The organism is Pseudoduganella sp. RAF19, from assembly GCF_052114165.1.
Taxonomy (GTDB): Bacteria; Pseudomonadota; Gammaproteobacteria; order Burkholderiales; family Burkholderiaceae_D; genus Rugamonas.
Map to the genome: position 1 here is coordinate 88,285 of NZ_JBFREF010000001.1, position 18,003 is coordinate 106,287.

An 18,003-nucleotide genomic window follows, 5' to 3' on the forward strand; every position below is an offset into this window, starting at 1 on the left:
GCGCGCTTGTTACGCAGCCTTTTTCTTTTTCTCAGGCTTGGGCAGCTGGATCAGGCGGGTGCCGGCCAGACGGTCATGCAGGAACTGGCGGTCCTTGTCGATGAAGGCCGTCAGGGACCACAGCAGCGCGCCGGCGAGCAGGGCATACAGCGCATGCCAGTGCTCCAGCTTGAGGGCGAACGACACCAGCAGCGCCGGCACGATCCACAACCAGCTGAGCAGATAGCGCACGGCGGCCACATACAGCGGCACATGGTGCTGGCCCGGCACCACCAGCTTGATGCGCCAGGTCTGCATGGCCAGGGTCTGGCCCTTCTTGGTCCAGGCATGGATAAAGTAGGCGCCCAGGATCAGGAAGAACAACGCCTGGCGCATATGTTCGGCCACCGGCGTGTGGCTCGCCTTGCTGGCGATCTCGAACACCAGGAAGGGCAGGAACAAAACGGCAAACGCCAGCAGGATCTCGTAAATCATCGAGATCAGGCGGCGTTTGACAGTGGGAACGGTAACGCTGGAAGGTGTTGCGTTATTTGCTGACATTCGGTTGTGCGGTCTGGGCCGGTGCGGCCGTTGGAACGGTGCCGGACACGGGCGCCGCAGCAGCCGGATCGGTTGGTGCGGTTGGCGCCGGCGCAGCTGTTGGGGCTGCGCCCGGCGCGGCAGTCGTCGCGCCCGCGGCGCCGGCGGCGCCCGCCGCAGGTGCGCCCGCCGCAGGAACCGGACCGCCTTGCGCGGCTGGAATAGCCGTGCCCTGCACTGCGATACCGGTCAGGCCAGGGGCGACAGTGCCGGGCGGCACCGAGCCCGGCGCAGGCACCAGGCCTTCGCCATGCGGGCGGATCGGTTCAGGCATCTTGACCTTGGCTTGCGCCGGGGTCGGCGGCTTGACCAGCTGCTGCTTCTTGCCGGCAGCGGCTTCAGCCAGTTTCTTTTTCTGCTCTTCTGGCAGCTGCTGATACTCTTCCCACTGCGCCGATTTCTGGCCTGGGGTGATCTTCTGGAAACGCGCGTAGTTTTCGCGCACAGCCTTGCGCTCGGCCGGGCTCAGCTTGATCCACTCGGCCATGCGTTCCTGGACGCGCTTCTTGTCGTCCGGTTTCATCGAGTTCAGGCGGTTGCCGATCTCGATCCATTTTTGCTTGCGTACCGGACCCAGCTCTTCCCAGCTGTCTTTCAGCGGTTCGAGGGCTTGCTGTTGAGCAGGGGTGAGGTCGGTCCAATGGGGTTTTTCGCCAACGGCGGCGGACGCCGAGGCAGCGGTCGTGGACGACGCGGCCGGCGGCGGCACGGTGTCCTGGCGTGTGCAAGCCGCCACGGCCAAAGTCAGGCCGACGGCAGCTGCAATCCGAATTGTCCGACCGCTCACACGCGCCATTTATTGCTCGCGGGTCTCGAGGTAGGCGTTAAAACCGTGATCCAGGTAAGCGGACAGCGGCAGCTCATCCGACAGCACGGCGGCGTCCATTTCGGCCAGCTCGGCGATCGATTGCTGCTGCTCATACTGGTAGACACCGACCATGCCGCCAACAATCAGCAGCAGCGGCAGGGCTACACCCATATTTCGGACCCAGGTAAACGGATTGCTAAAGAAGCTTGCGCCGCCAGCCAGGGCGGGGGCGGTACGGGTCACGCGCACGCGTGCCGGTGCGTCGGCCCTTTTCCGGGCCAGCGCAGCTTTGCGCGCGGCAGCCAGGCGATCGGTCGTCGAGGCCGGCAGATCGTCGAGCTTTTCGTTGAGCGCGTGGCGCACCCGGTAGGCAAAGTTGATGTCTTCGGTGTTCATAGTTTAATTCCCTTGGCTTTGAGCGCTTCGGCGAGTGCGTGAGTTGCTCGTGAGCAATGTGTTTTCACGCTCCCTTCGGAACATCCCATTGCTTCGGCGGTTTCAGCCACATCCATATCCTGCCAGTAACGCATGAGGAAGGCTTCTCGTTGACGCGCCGGAAGCTTTTGCACTTCATCTTCAATTAATTGCAAGATTTGTGCACGCTCGACCTGATCGGCGCTCGACTCAGCAGCCTGGGAACCTTCTTCGGCCTCGTAAGACTCAAGTATATCAAAATCCTCATGGTCCTCATTCGACGGACCGAGGCCCGAAAAGAGGGAAACCCAGGTATTGCGAACTTTCTCGCGGCGGAAAAAGTCCAGGATGGTGGTTTGCAGAATCCGCTGGAACAGCAGGGGCAGCTCGGCCGCGGGTTTATCACCGTATTTCTCGGCGAGCTTGATCATTGCATCTTGAACGATGTCCAAAGCCGCTTCGTCCCGCCTCACCGCATAGACGGCTTGTTTGAAAGCACGCCGCTCGACGTTCTCGAGAAAATCCGATAGTTCTTTGTCTGTGGCCATGCGTTTAAGGACGGTACTGCGCGGATGATAGCTGTTTGGACAGTCCGCCATCGTAACAAAAATTGCAGTATTTCGCAGGTTTTTGTAAAGAATTGCACCGTAAATATACTTTTTGAATAATTGTCCTTGACCAAAATGGTGCAACGCAGTACCGTATAGAACGCTTTGCACACCACGAAGCTCCCCGGTTATTCGGCACAGGCACACAAAGCCGTACTGAAGAACCAGCTTTCATTTGTCAGCAGTTTGCTCTAACCCGTGCCACAAGCGCGAGAGGTAGGCGATGAAACCGCTGCATAAACTCCGGCCAAACGAGTTGCGTTTAGCCATGGCTTGTACTCCAGCTACGCATGGGGGAAGGGTTGTGGTGACCGCAGAAAGAAGGGAAGCTTGGGGACGTGCAGGGTTACGCCCACTTCGATAGGCAAGAGCATCCGATCAATCTCCTATGGACCTTGAAAGGAATGTTTCATGAATACCGAAGCTCCCATCACGGGCGCCGAGATCGTTGTCCGCTGCCTCGCTGAGGAAGGCGTAGAACACGTCTTTGGCTATCCCGGCGGCGCCGTGCTGTATATCTACGACGCCATCTTCAAGCAGGACAAATTCCAGCACATCCTGGTTCGCCATGAGCAGGCCGCTATCCATGCCGCCGATGCCTATTCGCGCAGCTCGAACAAGGTTGGCGTGGCCCTCGTGACCTCCGGTCCGGGCGTGACCAATGCCGTGACTGGCCTGTCCACCGCTTACATGGACTCCGTTCCGATGGTTGTGATTTCCGGCCAGGTGCCGAGCCACGCCATTGGCCAGGACGCCTTCCAGGAATGCGATACCGTCGGCATCACGCGTCCGGTGGTCAAGCACAACTTCCTGGTGAAGGATGTGAAAGACCTGGCCGAGACCATCAAGAAGGCCTTCTACATTGCCAGGACCGGTCGTCCTGGTCCGGTGCTGGTCGATATCCCGAAGGATATCTCCATGCACAAGCACGTCTATAACTACCCCAAAGACATCGAGATGCGTTCCTACCGTCCGGTGGACAAGGGACACGCGGGCCAGATCCGCAAGGCCGTCCAGCTGCTGCTGGCCGCCGAACGTCCGATGATCTACACCGGCGGCGGCGTGATCCTGGCGCATGCATCGAATGAACTGAACCGCATGGTCGAGAAGCTGGGCTTCCCGGTCACCAACACCCTGATGGGCCTGGGCGGTTCGCGCGCTTCCGATCCGAACTTCGTCGGCATGCCGGGCATGCACGGCACGTATGAAGCGAATATGGCGATGCAGAACTGCGACGTCCTGATCGCTATCGGCGCGCGCTTCGACGACCGCGTGATCGGCAATCCGAAACACTTCAGCACCAACCCGCGCAAGATCATCCACATCGACATCGACCCGTCTTCCATTTCGAAGCGCGTCAAGGTCGACATTCCTATCGTCGGCAATGTGAAGGATGTGCTGATCGAACTGCTGTCCCAGTTGGACGCAGGCGACGCCAAGCCGAATGCACCGGCACTGAAAAAGTGGTGGGCGCAGATCGACGAATGGCGCGGCCGCAATTGTCTGGCCTATGCGACCTCGGATCTGGTGATCAAGCCGCAGCAGGTGGTCGAGTCGCTGTTCGACATCACCAAGGGCGACGCCTTCATCACTTCGGACGTGGGCCAGCACCAGATGTGGGCAGCGCAATACTACAAGTTCGACAAGCCGCGCCGCTGGATCAACTCCGGTGGCCTGGGCACCATGGGTGTCGGCCTGCCGTATGCCATGGGTGTGCAGATGGCTAACCCTGGCGCCACCGTGGCCTGCATCACGGGTGAAGGCTCGATCCAGATGAACATTCAGGAACTGGCCACCTGCAAGCAGTACCACCTGACGCCAAAGATCATCCTGCTGAACAACCGCTTCCTTGGCATGGTTCGCCAGTGGCAGCAGATCGACTATGGTTCGCGCTACTCCGAGTCCTATATGGATTCGCTGCCGGACTTCGAGAAACTGGCCGAAGCCTATGGCCACGTGGGCATGCGCATCGAGAAACCGGGCGATGTGGAAGGCGCTTTGAAAGAAGCGTTCGGCATGAAGGACCGCCTGGTCTTCATGAACTTCATTACCGACCAGAGTGAAAACGTGTGGCCGATGGTGAAGGCTGGCAAGGGCCTCTCCGAAATGCTGCTTGGCTCGGAGGACCTGTAATCATGCGACACATTATCTCTGTACTGCTGGAAAACGAAGCCGGTGCACTGTCTCGCGTGGTAGGCCTGTTCTCGGCTCGCGGCTATAACATCGAGACGCTGACCGTGGCGCCGACCGAAGATGCGACCCTGTCCCGCATGACCATCGTGACCACCGGTTCCGATGACATCATCGAGCAGATCACCAAGCACCTGAACCGCCTGATTGAAGTGGTGAAGGTGGTGGACCTGACCGAAGGCCAGCACATCGAGCGCGAACTGATGCTGATCAAGGTGAGGGCGGTCGGCAAGGAGCGCGAAGAAATGAAGCGCACCGCCGACATCTTCCGCGGCCGCATCATCGACGTGACCGAAAAGACCTACACCATCGAGCTGACGGGCGCCAAATCGAAGCTGGACGCCTTCATCGATGCGATTGACCGTGCTGCGATCCTGGAGACCGTCCGTACCGGCGGCTCGGGCATCGGCCGCGGCGAACGCATCCTCAAAGTTTAATTAGACGAATTCACACCAAGGAATGACCATGAAAGTTTTCTACGACAAAGACGCTGACCTCTCCCTCATCAAAGGCAAGAACGTTGCCATCATCGGCTACGGTTCGCAGGGCCACGCCCACGCACAGAACCTGACCGACTCCGGCGTCAACGTGACCGTCGGCCTGCGCCGCGGTGGCGCCTCCTGGCAGAAGGTGGAGAAGGCCGGCCTGAAGGTCGCCGAAGTGAACGAGGCAGTGAAGACCGCCGACGTTGTGATGATCCTGCTGCCGGACGAGAACATCGCCCAGGTGTACAAGGAGAATGTCGAGCCGAACATCAAGCAGGGCGCGGTGCTGGCCTTCGCGCACGGCTTCAACGTGCACTACGGCCAGGTTGTGCCGCGCGCCGACCTGGACGTGATCATGGTGGCGCCGAAGGCCCCAGGCCACACCGTGCGCAACACCTACACCCAGGGTGGCGGCGTGCCGCACCTGGTGGCTGTGTACCAGGACAAGTCCGGCGCAGCGCGTGATATCGCTCTGTCGTATGCATCTGCAAACGGCGGCGGCAAGGCCGGCATCATCGAAACCAACTTCCGCGAAGAGACCGAGACCGACCTGTTCGGCGAACAGGCCGTGCTGTGCGGCGGTACCGTTGAACTGATCAAGGCTGGCTTTGAAACCCTGGTGGAAGCTGGCTACGCGCCGGAGATGGCTTACTTCGAGTGCCTGCACGAGCTGAAGCTGATCGTGGACCTGATCTACGAAGGCGGCATCGCCAACATGAACTACTCGATTTCCAACAACGCGGAATACGGCGAGTACGTGACCGGTCCGCGCGTGGTGACTGCGGACACCAAGGAAGCGATGCGCCAGTGCCTGCGCGACATCCAGACCGGCGAATACGCCAAGTCCTTCATCCTGGAGAACAAGGCTGGTGCGCCTACCCTGATTTCCCGTCGCCGCCTGACCGCGGAACACCAGATCGAAGAAGTTGGCGCCAAACTGCGTGCAATGATGCCGTGGATCGCCAAAAACAAATTGGTCGATCAGTCCAAGAACTGATTGTCCCAAGTACCAACTTCAACGGCCCTTCGGGGCCGTTTTTTTTATTCGCAAAGGATCGTGATACGGTTCTCCCCGGCCTTTTCTCCCTTGCGATAAGTGACGCTGCATTGCTGCGTATCGTCATCCAACCTGCGCGAGAGCGTCAACTGCCCATATTCGCCGTAAGCGCACTGAATCCACTTGCCTTCCAGAAGAGGGCCATCAAGCCGATAAACAAATGTCTCTTCGCCTTTGCGCTTGCGTACTGCATCTTCCACCAGGTGGCCCATCCCCTCTGGTGGAGTGACCATTGGTGCCGCGCTGTGCAGGTACAGCGGTGATTCCGCATAAAACTGCCAACCTGCGGGAGGCGCCAACCTGATCGCCTCCGCGGGCAGCGAACGAGGGCACTCAACGATGTCCGGAATTGGCCATGCCAATGCCGGCGCCAGGCATGCAATTCCTGCATAAACTGAGCGTGCGTTCATTCGATCACCGAGAACGCGTCAGCATTGTTACTCGGGCGGATAAAGTTACCTTGCTTGTCGCGCCCTAGCGACTTTATGAATCGTTTGGTGATTATCCCGTTTTTCTTTCCCTTCCATTGGTCCATGACGTAAATGCCGCCAAGTCCGTCACCCATATAGAGAGCAGCATGATTGCCATGATTCCGGTTTGGATAGCGTCCGTTGACGAAGGTCGCAATTGCAGTGCCAACCTTGACAGCGCTATTGCCCACTACTGCATCGCCTTGATGCCAGGCGAGGGTGACGGGAGCTCCCGCGTAGGTGCGGACAAGTGCGACACATTGGTGGTTGCCGACCATGGGTTTCGCCTGTAAGTCGGCGGCGGCTGAGCATACGTAAGCCATTTGCCTCTCCTGTTGTGAGGGAACAGGCAAATGACTTTATCGTTGACTTACGCTGCGCGTTTTGGCGCAGCGCAAGGGATGAGGGATTAGCGGAGGGCTTCGGTGAGGACGCGGCCTTCGGCGCCGGCTGGTGGGCGCACGTGCAGCAGGAAGGACAGGGTAGGGGCGATGTCGACCACTTCGGCGTACTGGGAGTAGGCACCCGGCTTGATCCACTGTTTGCCCATCACCATCAGCGGCACGTTGGTGTCGTAAGCGTATGGCGCGCCGTGCGAGGTGCCGCTGGTGCCGCTGCCGAAGTACCAGTATGGATCGGTGACGACCATCAGGTCGCCCGAGCGCTCGCGGTTCCAGGCACGGCGCATCAGGGTTGCGATGCGGGTGCCGCCGACTGCGCCGTTTTCGAACTGGGTGCGGGTGTAGACGTCGGCGATGCCTTTCTGGGCCAGCAGCCAGCGTGCGGCCACGTTCTCTACTTCTTCGCGCGACAGCTTGCCGGCTGCGATCTGCTGGTAGTTCAGCTGGATGTTCGGCATTACGTAAGCGTTGACCATCTGGTCGATGCCGTATTTGCCCGTCAGATAAGCATTCAGGTCACCGATCAGCTTTTTCGGATCGATACGCTGCGCTTCGATATGCTGGGTGCCGGACGAGAATTCAGGCACGTTCGGGAAGCCGTGGTCGGCGGTCAGCACCACCAGCACATTGTCCATGCCGATGCGCTTGTCCAGGTAGGTGAAGAAGCCCGCCAGCATGCGGTCCAGGCGCTGCAGGTGATCATGCGACAGCGCGCTCTCCGGACCGAAGCCGTGGTTCACCAGGTCATGTGCGGACAGGCTCACACCCAGCAGGTCCGGCACGCCGGCCGGATTCTTGCCGAGGTTTTCGCCTTCTACCGCAGCGCGCGCGAAGTCCAGCGTCATCTCATCGAGGAACGGGCTTTCCTTCAGGCGCTTGTAGTAAGGGCCATCCGGGCTGCCGCTTTCGCTGTACAGCGAGACATTAGGCAGTTCACCCACGTCGCCCGCGTAGGCCGAATCGGCCAGCAATGGGCGCCAGGTCTTGCCGTAATAACGTTCCTGCGGCTTGCCGGCCTGGTATTGCTGCACCCACTGCGGATGCTCTTTCATGTAGAAGGTGGAGCTGGCGAAGTTGCCGCTCTTTTCCATGTACATATACGGCGTGCCGGTCTTGCCCGCCATCAGAATCGCGCCGCGATCCTTGCCGGACACCGTGATCACCTTGGCCTTCTGGCCGGTGGCGTAGCGCAGTTCGTCGCCCAGCGTATCGACACGCAGCTTGGCCGGCGAGGTACCGTCGGACTTGTCGGTCACTTCATTGCCGACGTATTTGTAGTTCTGGTCTTCGGTGCAGTACACGCTTTCGTGCGTCACCGGATCGATCCAGTTATTGCCGATGATGCCGTGCACGTATGGATAAGCGCCGGTCAGGATCGCCGAGTGGCCGACGGCCGTCACGGTCACGCCATGCGCCTGGTGTGCATTGTTGAACCACGCACCCTGATCCAGCAGGCGGCGGAAACCGCCTTCGCCAAACTGGCCACGGTAGCGGGTGACCTGCTCCTGCGGCAGGCCGTCCACGGCGATCACGAGGACGAGTTTCGGTTGCGGTTCTTGTTTGACTGGCGCGGCATGCGCACCGAGACTGGCGGTCAGTGCCAGCGCTGGCAGGAGATATTTGGTCATGTGATTAGTGGCTGAATTCAAAAGCAGGAATGGTAACCGCGTAAGCCTACTACGGAAACATGTCATTCCTGTTACAAACGTTCACTATCTGCTCCTGGTGGTCCGCGTAATTTCGGTTAAAGTGCGCTCATCAAACCCTGTAAGGAGAACAATAATGACCGTATTGAAGAGCATAGCCGCTGCCGCACTGGTGCTGGGCGCCCAGGCCGCGATGGCGCAATCCGTGCCGACCAATGGCGCGCTGGTGATCGTGCCCGCTTATGGACAAGTCATTGCGCCGAACGACCAGGCCGTGGCCACCTTCGCCATCGAAGAGCAGGACAAGGACAAATCCGCTGCCGCTTCGCGCGTGAACCAGAAGATGAAGCAGGGCCTGGAAATTCTGAAGAAGGAAGACCCGCAAGCGCAACTGAAGACCCAGGGCTACTACACCTATCCGGTCTATCCTGACGAGCCGCCACGTCCTGTAACCAATCCGCAGAAGCCGCGCGTGCCGACCGCCTGGCGCGTCGGCCAGTATGTGCAGCTGACCACCACCAGACTGGATGGCCTGCCGAAGACGGTGTCGTCGGCGCAGAAGATCCTGACCCTGAACGGCATCGCCTTTGGCCTGAGCCCGGCCGCGACCAAAAAGCTGGAAGATCAGCGCATCGCCGCCACCTACAAGAACCTGAACGAGCGCATTGCGTCGATTGCCAATGCCATGGGCCGTCCGCTGAGCGATGCCCAGCTTGACACCATCGACTTTGAAGGCAGCGGCAATTACGCCGGCGCCGCCGAAGGCCGTCCGGCTCCCATGATGGCCGCGCGCGCCTTCAAGGACGCCAGCCAGGAAGTCGCTGAGCCAAGCTTCGAGCCTGGCGAGACTACGCTTGACATGCGCGTCGTGGGCAAAGTCAAGTTCAAGTAGGGCGGATCATCCGGTCCGCCGTGCAGGGCTGCGGCTATAATACGGGGGCAAAAACCTATAAGAAATGGATGAGTATGGCCAAATTCCCCCGTCGCCGAGCCAAGAACCCTGCAGGTAAGTCGCTGTTCAGCCGATTTGCGCGCCGCCATCACGGCGAAGGCGCGCGTCCCCGTTCACGCGGCATCTATCTGCTGCCCAACGCCTTCACCACCGGCGCACTGTTCTGCGGCTTCTTCGCGATTGTCATGGCCATGAACCAGCGCTTCGAGCACGCCGCCTGGGCCATCTTCGTGGCCATGCTGCTGGACGGCCTTGATGGCCGCGTCGCCCGCCTGACCAACACGCAAAGCGAATTTGGCGCGCAATACGACTCGCTGTCCGACATGGTTTCCTTCGGCGCCGCTCCGGCGCTGGTGATTTATGAGTTCTCCTTGCGAGGCCTGGGTAAGCTGGGCTGGATCGCAGCATTCGTGTATTGCGCCGGCGCCGCGTTGCGCCTGGCCCGCTTCAACACCAATATCGAAGTGGTGGACAAGCGCTATTTCCAGGGTTTGCCCAGCCCTGCGGCCGCGTCGCTGATCGCGGGCTTCGTGCTGCTGATGACGGATATGGAAGTGGAGGGCGTGCTGTATCCATGGCAGGCCTGGGCCATCGCCATCTTCGCCGGCCTGACCATGGTCACCAACGTGCCGTTCTACAGCTTCAAGGACATCAACTTCCGCAAGTCCGTGCCCTTCATCGCGGTGTTCCTGATTGCGCTGTTCTTTGCGCTGATTTCGATCGACCCGCCAAAAGTGCTGTTCCCGCTGTTCGTGGTGTACGGCCTGTCCGGCTACGTCGTGTATTTCTCGCGTCTGGCCAAGGGCAAGCCGGTCAGCATCGTGCAGACTTCAAGCGAACCTGTGGATCAAAGCGAACGCCGCTAGCGCTCAAGGAGGCGGCTTTTTCATCCGGGAGAACCAACCATGAATAACCGCCTCATCATCTTCGATACCACGCTGCGCGACGGCGAACAGTCGCCGGGCGCATCGATGACCCGCGAAGAAAAAGTCCGCATCGCCAAGCAGCTCGAACGGTTGCGCGTGGACGTGATCGAGGCAGGTTTCGCGGCCGCCTCGCAAGGCGACTTCGAATCGATCCGCGCGATTGCTTCAACCATTCGCGAATCCACTGTTTGCTCCCTGTCGCGCGCCAACGACCGCGACATCTCTCGCGCTGCCGAAGCGCTGGAACCCGCCGAGCGCAAACGCATCCACACCTTTATCGCCACTTCGCCGCTGCACATGAAAATGAAGCTGCGCATGGAGCCTGACCAGGTGCTGGAGCAAGCCATCCAGGCCATCCGCTTTGCCCGCAAATTCACCGGCGATATCGAGTTCAGTCCGGAAGACGGCAGCCGTTCGGAAGAAGACTTCCTGTGCCGCGTGCTGGAAAACGTGATTGCCGAAGGCGCGACCACCATCAACTTCCCTGACACCGTGGGCTATGCCGTGCCCGAACTGTTTGGCGAAACCATCCGCCGCCTGCGCGAGCGCATTCCCAATTCGGACAAGGCCGTGTGGTCGGTCCACTGCCACAATGACCTCGGCCTGGCCGTGGCGAATTCGCTGGCGGGTGTGATGATCGGCGGCGCGCGCCAGATCGAGTGCACCATCAATGGCCTGGGCGAAAGGGCCGGGAATACGGCACTGGAAGAAGTCGTGATGGCCCTGCGCACGCGCGGCGGCTATTACAACCTCGAATGCGGCATCGATACGACGCAGATTGTGCCTGCGTCGAAAATGGTGTCGCAGATTACGGGCTTTGCGGTGCAGCCGAACAAGGCGGTGGTTGGTGCGAATGCGTTTGCGCATGCATCAGGCATTCACCAGGACGGCATTTTGAAAGCGCGGGAAACCTACGAGATCATGCGCGCTGAAGACGTGGGCTGGACTGCCAACAAGATCGTGCTCGGCAAACTCTCCGGCCGCAACGCTTTCAAACAGCGCTTGCAGGAGCTGGGCATCGAGCTCGATTCCGAGGCCGAAATCAATTCCGCATTCAGCCGTTTCAAAGACCTGGCCGACCGCAAGGCCGAGATCTTTGATGAGGACATCATGGCGCTGGTGTCGGGCGAAGAGGCTGCGGCGGAAGGCGAGCACTATCGCTTCGTCTCGCTGTCCCAGCGTTCCGAGACGGGCGAACTGCCGCATGCGAAAGTGGTGTTTTCCATCGATGGCATCGAGCACACTTGCGAAGGCACGGGCGATGGACCGGTCGACGCCATGGTCAACGCCATCGAATGCAAGGCGCAGAGTGGGGCGGAACTGGTGCTGTTCGCGATTAACGGTATCAGCCCCGGCACTCAGTCCCAGGGCGAAGTCACGATGCGCCTGGCGCATTCGGGCCGCATCGTCAATGGCGTCGGCGCGGACCCGGATATTGTGGTGGCGTCCGCGAAAGCTTATCTGGCAGGTCTGAACAAACTGTACTCAAAAATCGAAAGGCTCAATCCGCAGGTATGAGGTTCAATAATCGCGTCGCCGGAATGGCGGCGGCAATGGCGTGTGCCATTCCATCCGCTGCATTCGGCACGGCCTGCAACTCGCATGAAATCATTTCGGCAGTTGCCGGTCAGCGTGGTGAACTGCTCGTCCTCGGTACATTTGGCGCACGCGGTAGTGACGACGGTGGCGCCACCTGGGATGACCGGAACTGGCCCAGCGATATCGTGCCGCAGCAAGGGCCGGTGCTAGTTGGTGCATCGATTTACGCTGTCGCCAGCAATATGCTGTATCGCAGTCCGGACATGGGACGGAGCTGGGAGTCGCTGGGTGAACACATGATTCCAGCGATCGATGGCAAAGGGCGGCTGTATGCCTGTAGCGCCAACGGCTTGATGGTCGACCGGCTCGCTGGGGATGGGCGCTGGCAGACTACGGGGATTCTCGACCGGCGTCTCATCAGCTACAAGTCCCGGCTGAAGCGCAATGGAAAGCGCCACATCGTGCTGACACGCACGGACTTCAACGGGCACAAAACTTCCGCGGTCGTGGACGAAGAACCCGTGCTGACGTGGAGCGGTTCCAGCGCATGTGAGGGCGTGACCGCTATCGGCGACACCATCGTCGCAACTTCGCATGACGCAAATTACGTCAGTAAAAATGGCGGCAAAACGTGGAAGGCCGCAGAGCTTTCGTCGCAGGAGTGGCAGCAACAATACCAGGTGGATCGATGGGACAGGCTGTACACCGTCCGCGTGATCGAAGATATGCCGGTGATGCAGCAAAGCGTCGATTTCGGGAAGACCTGGCAGGCCATCCCTGCCGCGGCCGGTGAACCGGGGCGGTATATTGGCGCGGCGCCAGTCGCTACGCGCATTGCCTCCGTTCCTGTTCCGCAGGAACTGGTATATGTGAAGAGCGAGGGGCCGCTGGACAGGCGTGTCGTGCCGGGTGATGCAGATGACGGCGCGATGCTCGGCTACCAGTTCAATGCCGATGGCAGCGCTTTGATTGTGACCAGCAGCGGGCTTCTGCTATCGAATGCATCCGGCGAGTGGACGAAGATCGAAGGGCAGCAGTTGACGCCGCGTGAGTGGACCTCGTGCGGCCCCTGAGCTTCAGTCCTGAAGCGGTTTCAATTGCTTACACTCGCAACACTTTTGCAGTCAACTCGGCAGTGCTGGGTGCGTTAATTGCTCATGGGCGATTTGCTCACTTTGACTGAAAGGGATAACAAATGAAAAAGCTGCTCCTGACCGCCGTCTTCTCCGCTCTGGCCCTGCCTGTTTTCGCACAGACCAACACTCCGAAGCTGGATGCACGTGAAGCCAACCAGCAAGCGCGCATCGCCAACGGCGCCGCTTCCGGCCAGCTGACCGCGAAAGAAACCCAGAACCTGGAAAAGCGCGAAGCCAAGCTGAATGCCGATGAAGCAGCCGCCAAGTCCGACGGCAAAGTGACCAAGAAAGAGCGCCGCGCCCTGGAGCGAGAGGCGAACCGCGATAGCCGCGCTATCGCCCACAAGAAGCACAATGATCGCGTAGCAGCCCAGTAAGTTTCCTCGAGTGGTGCTGAAGCCCGCCCGCCTCCAAAACGGGTGGGCTTCTTCTTTTTTGCTTGATTAGTTGCTTAAGTCAAGTAATAATCTGCTTAAAGCTACTAATGAGGTTTGCCATGCTCGATGACCGCGCTGAACTCGTTCGCCGATTCAACCGTTTCTACACCCGTCAGATTGGCGTGCTCCATGAGCATCTGCTGGGCAGCGAGTTTTCGCTGACGGAGGTGCGCATTCTGTACGAGCTGGCGAACCGCCCATCGCTGACGGCAACCGACCTCTGCCGCGAACTGGGTCTGGACGCAGGGTATTTGAGCCGCGTGATTGCCGGTTTCGTCCGCAAGGGCCTGATCGCCAAGACGCGCTCGGCCGCCGACGCGCGCGTCGCGGAACTGCGTCTGACGGAGCAGGGCAGGGACACGTTTGCGCCGCTGAACGACACCTCGCGGCGGGAAGTGCAAGCCATGCTGGCGCGGCTGTCGGCGCCGGAGCAGCATCAGCTGATCGACGCCATGGGGCAGATCCAGAGTTTGCTGAACGAGTCCGCGCCGAGTTATTTGCTGCGCGATCCGCAGCCGGGCGATATGGGCTGGATCGTGCATCGCCACGGCGCGCTGTACGCGCAGGAGTATGGCTGGACCTCCGAATTTGAAGCGCTGGTCGCCGAGATCGTCGCCAAATACCTGCGCGAATACGATCCGAAATCCGAGCACTGCTGGATCGCCGAGAAGGACGGCAAGATAGCCGGTTCCATCTTCGTGGTCCGCCATGACGAACACACCGCCAAACTGCGCCTGCTCTACGTGGAACCCAGCGCGCGCGGCCTCGGCATCGGCCACCGCCTGGTCGAAGAATGCCTGCGCTTCGCACGCCAGGCCGGCTACCAAAAGATGATCCTGTGGACCAACAGCGTCCTCACCGACGCCCGCCGCATCTATGAAAAAGCCGGCTTCGAATTGATCGAAGAAGAAGCCCACCACAGCTTCGGCAAAGACCTCATCGGCCAGACCTGGGCCCGCCACCTTTAAATGGGGACGTAACACATTTGTGAGTATGGGCCAGGGGAGCGCCGGCGGCTTTACGCGCCGGCCACGTGCACCCGGCGTGACAGATCGCCAGAGCTGGGCCGCCAGCTCTGACGTGCGGCCAAGGCGGAATTCCCGGTCGGTGAAAGAGCATTGGTGCTTGTCATGTTCGCGCTGGATCAGATGCGCGGGCACATCGGGCAGGACAAGTCGTGGGTGGAGTGGCATCCCATTTACCAGCCGAAGTGGTGTTCGTCGCGCTCCGGGTCGGGGCCGCTTTGGAGTTCGCGGACGATGCCGTTGCGGTCGAAGTGGATGTGCATCATGGAGTACCACACGTCCTGCTGGCGGTAGCGGTAGCTCCAGACTTGCAGGTCGCGCAGGGCGAGGTAGGTGGTTTCGTCCGGCGGGCCGAAGGTGGCGCGGATGGTATCCTTCGTGTCCTTGCCGAGGGCAATGCCGGCGAAGGCGGCGTCGGTGCGCGGGGAAAAATCGGCGGGATTGGAGGGCGCAGTGGCGCAGCCGGCCAGTAAAAGTGCCAGAATGGCAACGATAGCGGAGGTTTTGGCCTTCATGAGCCTAATTCTAGTCATAAACCGTAGCCATGAAAGCCTAATACGGTTATACTTCCGCGTCTGGCCATCCGGCTGGAGCTTTATTAACGTAGTTCACGATGTGCAGGGTTACGACTCCGTACATCGCATGTGAAAGGTAAATCATGACTGTTGAAAACATCAACAAGGCCGCTATCATCGCGGATAACGCCCGTGCTCAAAACGACACCGGCTCCCCAGAAGTGCAAGTTGCTCTGCTGACCGCACGTATCAACGAGCTGAACACCCACTTCAAAGAGCACACCAAAGACCACCACTCCCGTCGTGGCCTGATCAAGATGGTGAACCGTCGTAAGTCCCTGCTGTCCTACCTGAAGAACAAGGACGCAAACCGTTATCGCGACCTGATCGCTAAACTCGGCCTGCGTAAGTAATTCTTGCGTTACCCGGTTTAAAAAAAATGCCTGCGTCAGTTTGCTGCCGCAGGCATTTTGCCTTTTAAGACGTTGTATTTATTGCAGTAAAGACGGCCACAAGCCGTCCGTGGTGAGGTGCAACGACAGCTCCTGAAAATCTGTCGGCAAATAGAAAGGGATTACCCATGTTTAACAAAGTAACGAAGACCTTCCAGTACGGCCAACACACCGTGACCCTGGAAACTGGTGAAATCGCTCGCCAGGCCTCCGGCGCCGTGATGGTGTCCGTTGACGACACCGTCGTGCTGGCAACCGTGGTGGCGCGTAAAGACGCCAAGCCAGGCCAGGACTTCTTCCCCCTGACGGTTGACTACCTGGAAAAGACCTACGCAGCGGGCAAAATCCCTGGCGGTTTCTTCAAGCGTGAGGGCCGTCCTTCCGAAAAGGAGACGCTGACTTCCCGTCTGATCGACCGTCCGATCCGTCCTCTGTTCCCAGAGGGCTACATGAACGAAGTGCAGGTGATCGTGCACGTTCTGTCGGTGAATCCTGAAATCGATCCGGACATCGCTTCCATGATCGGTGCTTCCGCTGCCCTGTGCGTGGCTGGCGTACCGTTCAACGGCCCGATCGGCGCCGCCCGTGTTGGCTTCGAAAACGGCCAATACATCCTGAACCCGACCGCGTCCCAGCTGAAGACCTCCCAGATGGATCTGGTGGTGGCTGGTACCGAATCCGCCGTGCTGATGGTTGAATCCGAAGCACAGCAACTGTCCGAAGAAATCATGCTGGGCGCCGTGGTATTCGGCCACGAGCAGATGAAGGTCGTGATCGACGCCATCCATGAACTGGTGCGCGATGGCGGCAAGCCTGAACAAGTGTGGACCGCGCCAGCCAAGAACGAAGCCCTGATCGGCCGCGTGGCGCACTTCGCTGAAGCCAAGATCCGCGAAGCCTACCAGACCAAGGACAAGCAAGCCCGTACCGACAAGCTGCGCGCCATGTCGTCCGAAGTGCAGGCTGACCTGGCTGCCGAAGCTGCCGCCCACGGCGCTGAAGCGCCTGACTCGGTTGAAGTCGGCAACATCCTGTTCGAAATGGAAGCCAAGGTTGTGCGTTCGCAGATCCTGGAAGGCGAGCCACGTATCGACGGCCGCGACACCAAGACCGTGCGTCCGATCTCGATCCGTTCCTCCGTGCTGCCACGTACCCACGGTTCCGCCCTGTTCACCCGCGGCGAAACCCAGGCACTGGTCGTAGCGACTCTGGGCACCGCCCGCGATTCGCAGAAGATCGATGCGCTGATGGGCGAGTACACCGACGACTTCATGCTGCACTACAACATGCCGCCGTTCGCCACCGGCGAAACCGGCCGTGTTGGCACGCCGAAGCGCCGTGAAATCGGCCACGGCCGTCTGGCCAAGCGCGCACTGGTTGCTGCGCTGCCTTCGCAGGAAGAGTTCTCCTACTCGATCCGCCTGGTATCCGAAATCACCGAGTCCAACGGTTCCTCCTCCATGGCTTCCGTCTGCGGCGGCTGCCTGGCGCTGATGGATGCCGGCGTGCCGATGAAAGCCCACGTGGCCGGTATCGCGATGGGCCTGATCAAGGAAGGCGGCCGCTTCGCCGTTCTGTCCGACATTCTGGGTGACGAAGACCACCTGGGCGACATGGACTTCAAGGTAGCTGGTACCGCCAACGGCATTACCGCGCTGCAGATGGACATCAAGATCCAGGGCATCACCAAGGAAATCATGCAGGTTGCACTGGCACAGGCTAAAGAAGGCCGCCAGCACATCCTGGGCGAAATGCAGAAGGCCATGCCGACTGTGAAGACCGAGCTGTCCGACTTCGCACCACGCCTGATCACCATCAAGATCAACCCAGAGAAGATCCGTGACGTGATCGGCAAGGGCGGCGCCGTGATCCGCGCGCTGACCGAAGAAACCGGCACGCAGATCGACATCACCGACGAAGGCATCGTGACCATCGCGTCCGTTGACGCAGCCGCTGGCCAGGAAGCCAAGCGCCGCATCGAAGAACTGACCGCTTCCGTGGAAGTGGGTAAGTGCTACGACGGCACCGTCCTGAAGCTGCTGGACTTCGGCGCCATCGTTCAGGTTATGCCTGGCAAAGACGGCCTGCTGCACATCTCTCAGATCGCCAACGAGCGCGTGAACGCCGTTGCCGACTACCTGAAAGAAGGCCAGCAAGTACGCGTCAAGGTTCTGGAAACCGACGACCGCGGCCGCCTGAAACTGTCGATGAAAGCCGCAGCTGAAGAAGCTGCTGCTGCCGCTGCACAGTAATCGAGCTCCGCTCCCCCAAAACCGCCAGCGCGCAAGCCTGGCGGTTTTTTTATTGCCGATGCGGCGCGACACCAGTTGTATGGATCTTTTCGCCGAACCAGGTCTTAGCGC

Annotated in this window: 19 protein-coding genes; 11 read left to right on the plus strand and 8 right to left on the minus strand. The window is 60.0% G+C overall.

What is annotated here, in order from left to right; genetic code table 11:
• Nucleotides 1–9: 9 nt before the first annotated feature.
• The 4 genes from AB4Z19_RS00400 to AB4Z19_RS00415 are packed head-to-tail and all read right to left on the minus strand — an operon-like array spanning nt 10 to nt 2,349.
• On the minus strand, nt 10–540 hold the full coding sequence (locus tag AB4Z19_RS00400) for an RDD family protein (protein WP_442033860.1): 531 nt from the start codon (nt 538–540) through the stop codon (nt 10–12).
• Nucleotides 527–1,375 (minus strand): DUF3106 domain-containing protein, encoded by an 849-nt coding sequence (locus AB4Z19_RS00405; protein ID WP_442033862.1) that lies wholly within the window; start codon nt 1,373–1,375, stop codon nt 527–529. The genes AB4Z19_RS00400 and AB4Z19_RS00405 overlap by 14 nt, the downstream gene beginning before the upstream one ends.
• Nucleotides 1,376–1,783 carry a DUF3619 family protein gene (locus tag AB4Z19_RS00410; protein WP_442029130.1) on the minus strand — a complete coding sequence of 136 codons (408 nt, stop codon included), beginning with the start codon at nt 1,781–1,783 and terminating at the stop codon, nt 1,376–1,378.
• Nucleotides 1,780–2,349, minus strand: a complete 570-nt coding sequence (locus AB4Z19_RS00415) for an RNA polymerase sigma factor (protein WP_442034431.1) — start codon at nt 2,347–2,349, stop codon at nt 1,780–1,782. Before AB4Z19_RS00415 ends, AB4Z19_RS00410 begins: the two co-directional genes overlap by 4 nt.
• 471 nt (nt 2,350–2,820) lie before the next feature.
• Between AB4Z19_RS00415 and AB4Z19_RS00420 the strand changes: the two genes are divergently transcribed.
• Genes AB4Z19_RS00420 through ilvC form a run of 3 tightly spaced genes read left to right on the plus strand, consistent with a single transcriptional unit; the run spans nt 2,821 to nt 6,081 of the window.
• A complete protein-coding gene (locus AB4Z19_RS00420) occupies nt 2,821–4,542 on the plus strand; it encodes an acetolactate synthase 3 catalytic subunit (RefSeq protein ID WP_442033864.1) in 1,722 nt (573 codons plus the stop codon).
• A 2-nt stretch (nt 4,543–4,544) separates the two neighbouring features.
• On the plus strand, nt 4,545–5,036 hold the full coding sequence (gene ilvN, locus AB4Z19_RS00425; RefSeq protein WP_395400386.1) for an acetolactate synthase small subunit: 492 nt from the start codon (nt 4,545–4,547) through the stop codon (nt 5,034–5,036).
• A gap of 28 nt (nt 5,037–5,064) precedes the next feature.
• Entirely contained in the window at nt 5,065–6,081 is a 1,017-nt protein-coding gene (gene ilvC / locus AB4Z19_RS00430; RefSeq protein WP_442033866.1) for a ketol-acid reductoisomerase, read from the plus strand.
• Nucleotides 6,082–6,125: 44 nt separating this feature from the next.
• Here the strand turns inward: ilvC and AB4Z19_RS00435 are convergent, their stop codons facing one another.
• The 3 genes from AB4Z19_RS00435 to AB4Z19_RS00445 form a co-directional block, all read right to left on the minus strand.
• The gene (locus tag AB4Z19_RS00435; RefSeq protein WP_442028553.1) at nt 6,126–6,551 is read right to left on the minus strand and encodes an STY0301 family protein; all 426 of its coding nucleotides are present in this window, start codon (nt 6,549–6,551) and stop codon (nt 6,126–6,128) included.
• Nucleotides 6,548–6,934, minus strand: a complete 387-nt coding sequence (locus AB4Z19_RS00440; RefSeq protein ID WP_442028552.1) for a BPSL0067 family protein — start codon at nt 6,932–6,934, stop codon at nt 6,548–6,550. The genes AB4Z19_RS00435 and AB4Z19_RS00440 overlap by 4 nt, the downstream gene beginning before the upstream one ends.
• An 86-nt stretch (nt 6,935–7,020) precedes the next feature.
• Nucleotides 7,021–8,640 (minus strand): alkaline phosphatase family protein, encoded by a 1,620-nt coding sequence (locus AB4Z19_RS00445; protein ID WP_442033868.1) that lies wholly within the window; start codon nt 8,638–8,640, stop codon nt 7,021–7,023.
• Nucleotides 8,641–8,794: 154 nt separating this feature from the next.
• On the opposite strand from AB4Z19_RS00445, the gene AB4Z19_RS00450 reads away from it, so the two are divergent.
• From AB4Z19_RS00450 to AB4Z19_RS00475, 6 genes are all read left to right on the plus strand, one after another.
• Nucleotides 8,795–9,550: an SIMPL domain-containing protein gene (locus AB4Z19_RS00450; protein WP_442029535.1), complete on the plus strand. Its 756-nt coding sequence runs from the start codon at nt 8,795–8,797 to the stop codon at nt 9,548–9,550.
• Nucleotides 9,551–9,624: 74 nt separating this feature from the next.
• Nucleotides 9,625–10,476, plus strand: a complete 852-nt coding sequence (pssA, locus tag AB4Z19_RS00455) for a CDP-diacylglycerol--serine O-phosphatidyltransferase (protein WP_442033870.1) — start codon at nt 9,625–9,627, stop codon at nt 10,474–10,476.
• Nucleotides 10,477–10,515: 39 nt separating this feature from the next.
• On the plus strand, nt 10,516–12,054 hold the full coding sequence (locus AB4Z19_RS00460; RefSeq protein ID WP_442033872.1) for a 2-isopropylmalate synthase: 1,539 nt from the start codon (nt 10,516–10,518) through the stop codon (nt 12,052–12,054).
• Complete coding sequence (locus tag AB4Z19_RS00465) at nt 12,051–13,148, plus strand: hypothetical protein (RefSeq protein WP_442033874.1); 1,098 nt, start codon at nt 12,051–12,053, stop codon at nt 13,146–13,148. Before AB4Z19_RS00460 ends, AB4Z19_RS00465 begins: the two co-directional genes overlap by 4 nt.
• 122 nt (nt 13,149–13,270) lie before the next feature.
• Nucleotides 13,271–13,588: a hypothetical protein gene (locus AB4Z19_RS00470; RefSeq protein WP_442029862.1), complete on the plus strand. Its 318-nt coding sequence runs from the start codon at nt 13,271–13,273 to the stop codon at nt 13,586–13,588.
• A gap of 119 nt (nt 13,589–13,707) precedes the next feature.
• Nucleotides 13,708–14,616, plus strand: a complete 909-nt coding sequence (locus tag AB4Z19_RS00475) for a bifunctional helix-turn-helix transcriptional regulator/GNAT family N-acetyltransferase (RefSeq protein ID WP_442026661.1) — start codon at nt 13,708–13,710, stop codon at nt 14,614–14,616.
• Between the two features lie 230 nt (nt 14,617–14,846).
• Here the strand turns inward: AB4Z19_RS00475 and AB4Z19_RS00480 are convergent, their stop codons facing one another.
• A complete protein-coding gene (locus tag AB4Z19_RS00480) occupies nt 14,847–15,188 on the minus strand; it encodes a hypothetical protein (protein WP_442033876.1) in 342 nt (113 codons plus the stop codon).
• 143 nt (nt 15,189–15,331) lie between these two features.
• On the opposite strand from AB4Z19_RS00480, the gene rpsO reads away from it, so the two are divergent.
• On the plus strand, nt 15,332–15,601 hold the full coding sequence (gene rpsO, locus AB4Z19_RS00485; protein WP_442026659.1) for a 30S ribosomal protein S15: 270 nt from the start codon (nt 15,332–15,334) through the stop codon (nt 15,599–15,601).
• Between the two features lie 167 nt (nt 15,602–15,768).
• On the plus strand, nt 15,769–17,892 hold the full coding sequence (pnp, locus tag AB4Z19_RS00490; RefSeq protein WP_442033878.1) for a polyribonucleotide nucleotidyltransferase: 2,124 nt from the start codon (nt 15,769–15,771) through the stop codon (nt 17,890–17,892).
• Nucleotides 17,893–18,003 lie beyond the last annotated feature (111 nt).

Excerpts from the sequence above, each read along its gene's own strand:
- ilvN (WP_395400386.1), top strand. The coding sequence starts at position 4,545 with ATGCGACACATTATCTCTGTACTGCTGGAAAACGAAGCCGGTGCACTG.
- pnp (WP_442033878.1), top strand. The coding sequence starts at position 15,769 with ATGTTTAACAAAGTAACGAAGACCTTCCAGTACGGCCAACACACCGTG.
- AB4Z19_RS00460 (WP_442033872.1), top strand. The coding sequence starts at position 10,516 with ATGAATAACCGCCTCATCATCTTCGATACCACGCTGCGCGACGGCGAA.
- AB4Z19_RS00400 (WP_442033860.1), bottom strand. The coding sequence starts at position 540 with ATGTCAGCAAATAACGCAACACCTTCCAGCGTTACCGTTCCCACTGTC.
- AB4Z19_RS00480 (WP_442033876.1), bottom strand. The coding sequence starts at position 15,188 with ATGAAGGCCAAAACCTCCGCTATCGTTGCCATTCTGGCACTTTTACTG.
- AB4Z19_RS00435 (WP_442028553.1), bottom strand. The coding sequence starts at position 6,551 with ATGAACGCACGCTCAGTTTATGCAGGAATTGCATGCCTGGCGCCGGCA.
- rpsO (WP_442026659.1), top strand. The coding sequence starts at position 15,332 with ATGACTGTTGAAAACATCAACAAGGCCGCTATCATCGCGGATAACGCC.
- AB4Z19_RS00475 (WP_442026661.1), top strand. The coding sequence starts at position 13,708 with ATGCTCGATGACCGCGCTGAACTCGTTCGCCGATTCAACCGTTTCTAC.
- AB4Z19_RS00450 (WP_442029535.1), top strand. The coding sequence starts at position 8,795 with ATGACCGTATTGAAGAGCATAGCCGCTGCCGCACTGGTGCTGGGCGCC.
- AB4Z19_RS00470 (WP_442029862.1), top strand. The coding sequence starts at position 13,271 with ATGAAAAAGCTGCTCCTGACCGCCGTCTTCTCCGCTCTGGCCCTGCCT.
- AB4Z19_RS00405 (WP_442033862.1), bottom strand. The coding sequence starts at position 1,375 with ATGGCGCGTGTGAGCGGTCGGACAATTCGGATTGCAGCTGCCGTCGGC.
- AB4Z19_RS00410 (WP_442029130.1), bottom strand. The coding sequence starts at position 1,783 with ATGAACACCGAAGACATCAACTTTGCCTACCGGGTGCGCCACGCGCTC.
- AB4Z19_RS00440 (WP_442028552.1), bottom strand. The coding sequence starts at position 6,934 with ATGGCTTACGTATGCTCAGCCGCCGCCGACTTACAGGCGAAACCCATG.
- AB4Z19_RS00465 (WP_442033874.1), top strand. The coding sequence starts at position 12,051 with ATGAGGTTCAATAATCGCGTCGCCGGAATGGCGGCGGCAATGGCGTGT.
- AB4Z19_RS00445 (WP_442033868.1), bottom strand. The coding sequence starts at position 8,640 with ATGACCAAATATCTCCTGCCAGCGCTGGCACTGACCGCCAGTCTCGGT.
- pssA (WP_442033870.1), top strand. The coding sequence starts at position 9,625 with ATGGCCAAATTCCCCCGTCGCCGAGCCAAGAACCCTGCAGGTAAGTCG.
- ilvC (WP_442033866.1), top strand. The coding sequence starts at position 5,065 with ATGAAAGTTTTCTACGACAAAGACGCTGACCTCTCCCTCATCAAAGGC.
- AB4Z19_RS00415 (WP_442034431.1), bottom strand. The coding sequence starts at position 2,349 with ATGGCCACAGACAAAGAACTATCGGATTTTCTCGAGAACGTCGAGCGG.
- AB4Z19_RS00420 (WP_442033864.1), top strand. The coding sequence starts at position 2,821 with ATGAATACCGAAGCTCCCATCACGGGCGCCGAGATCGTTGTCCGCTGC.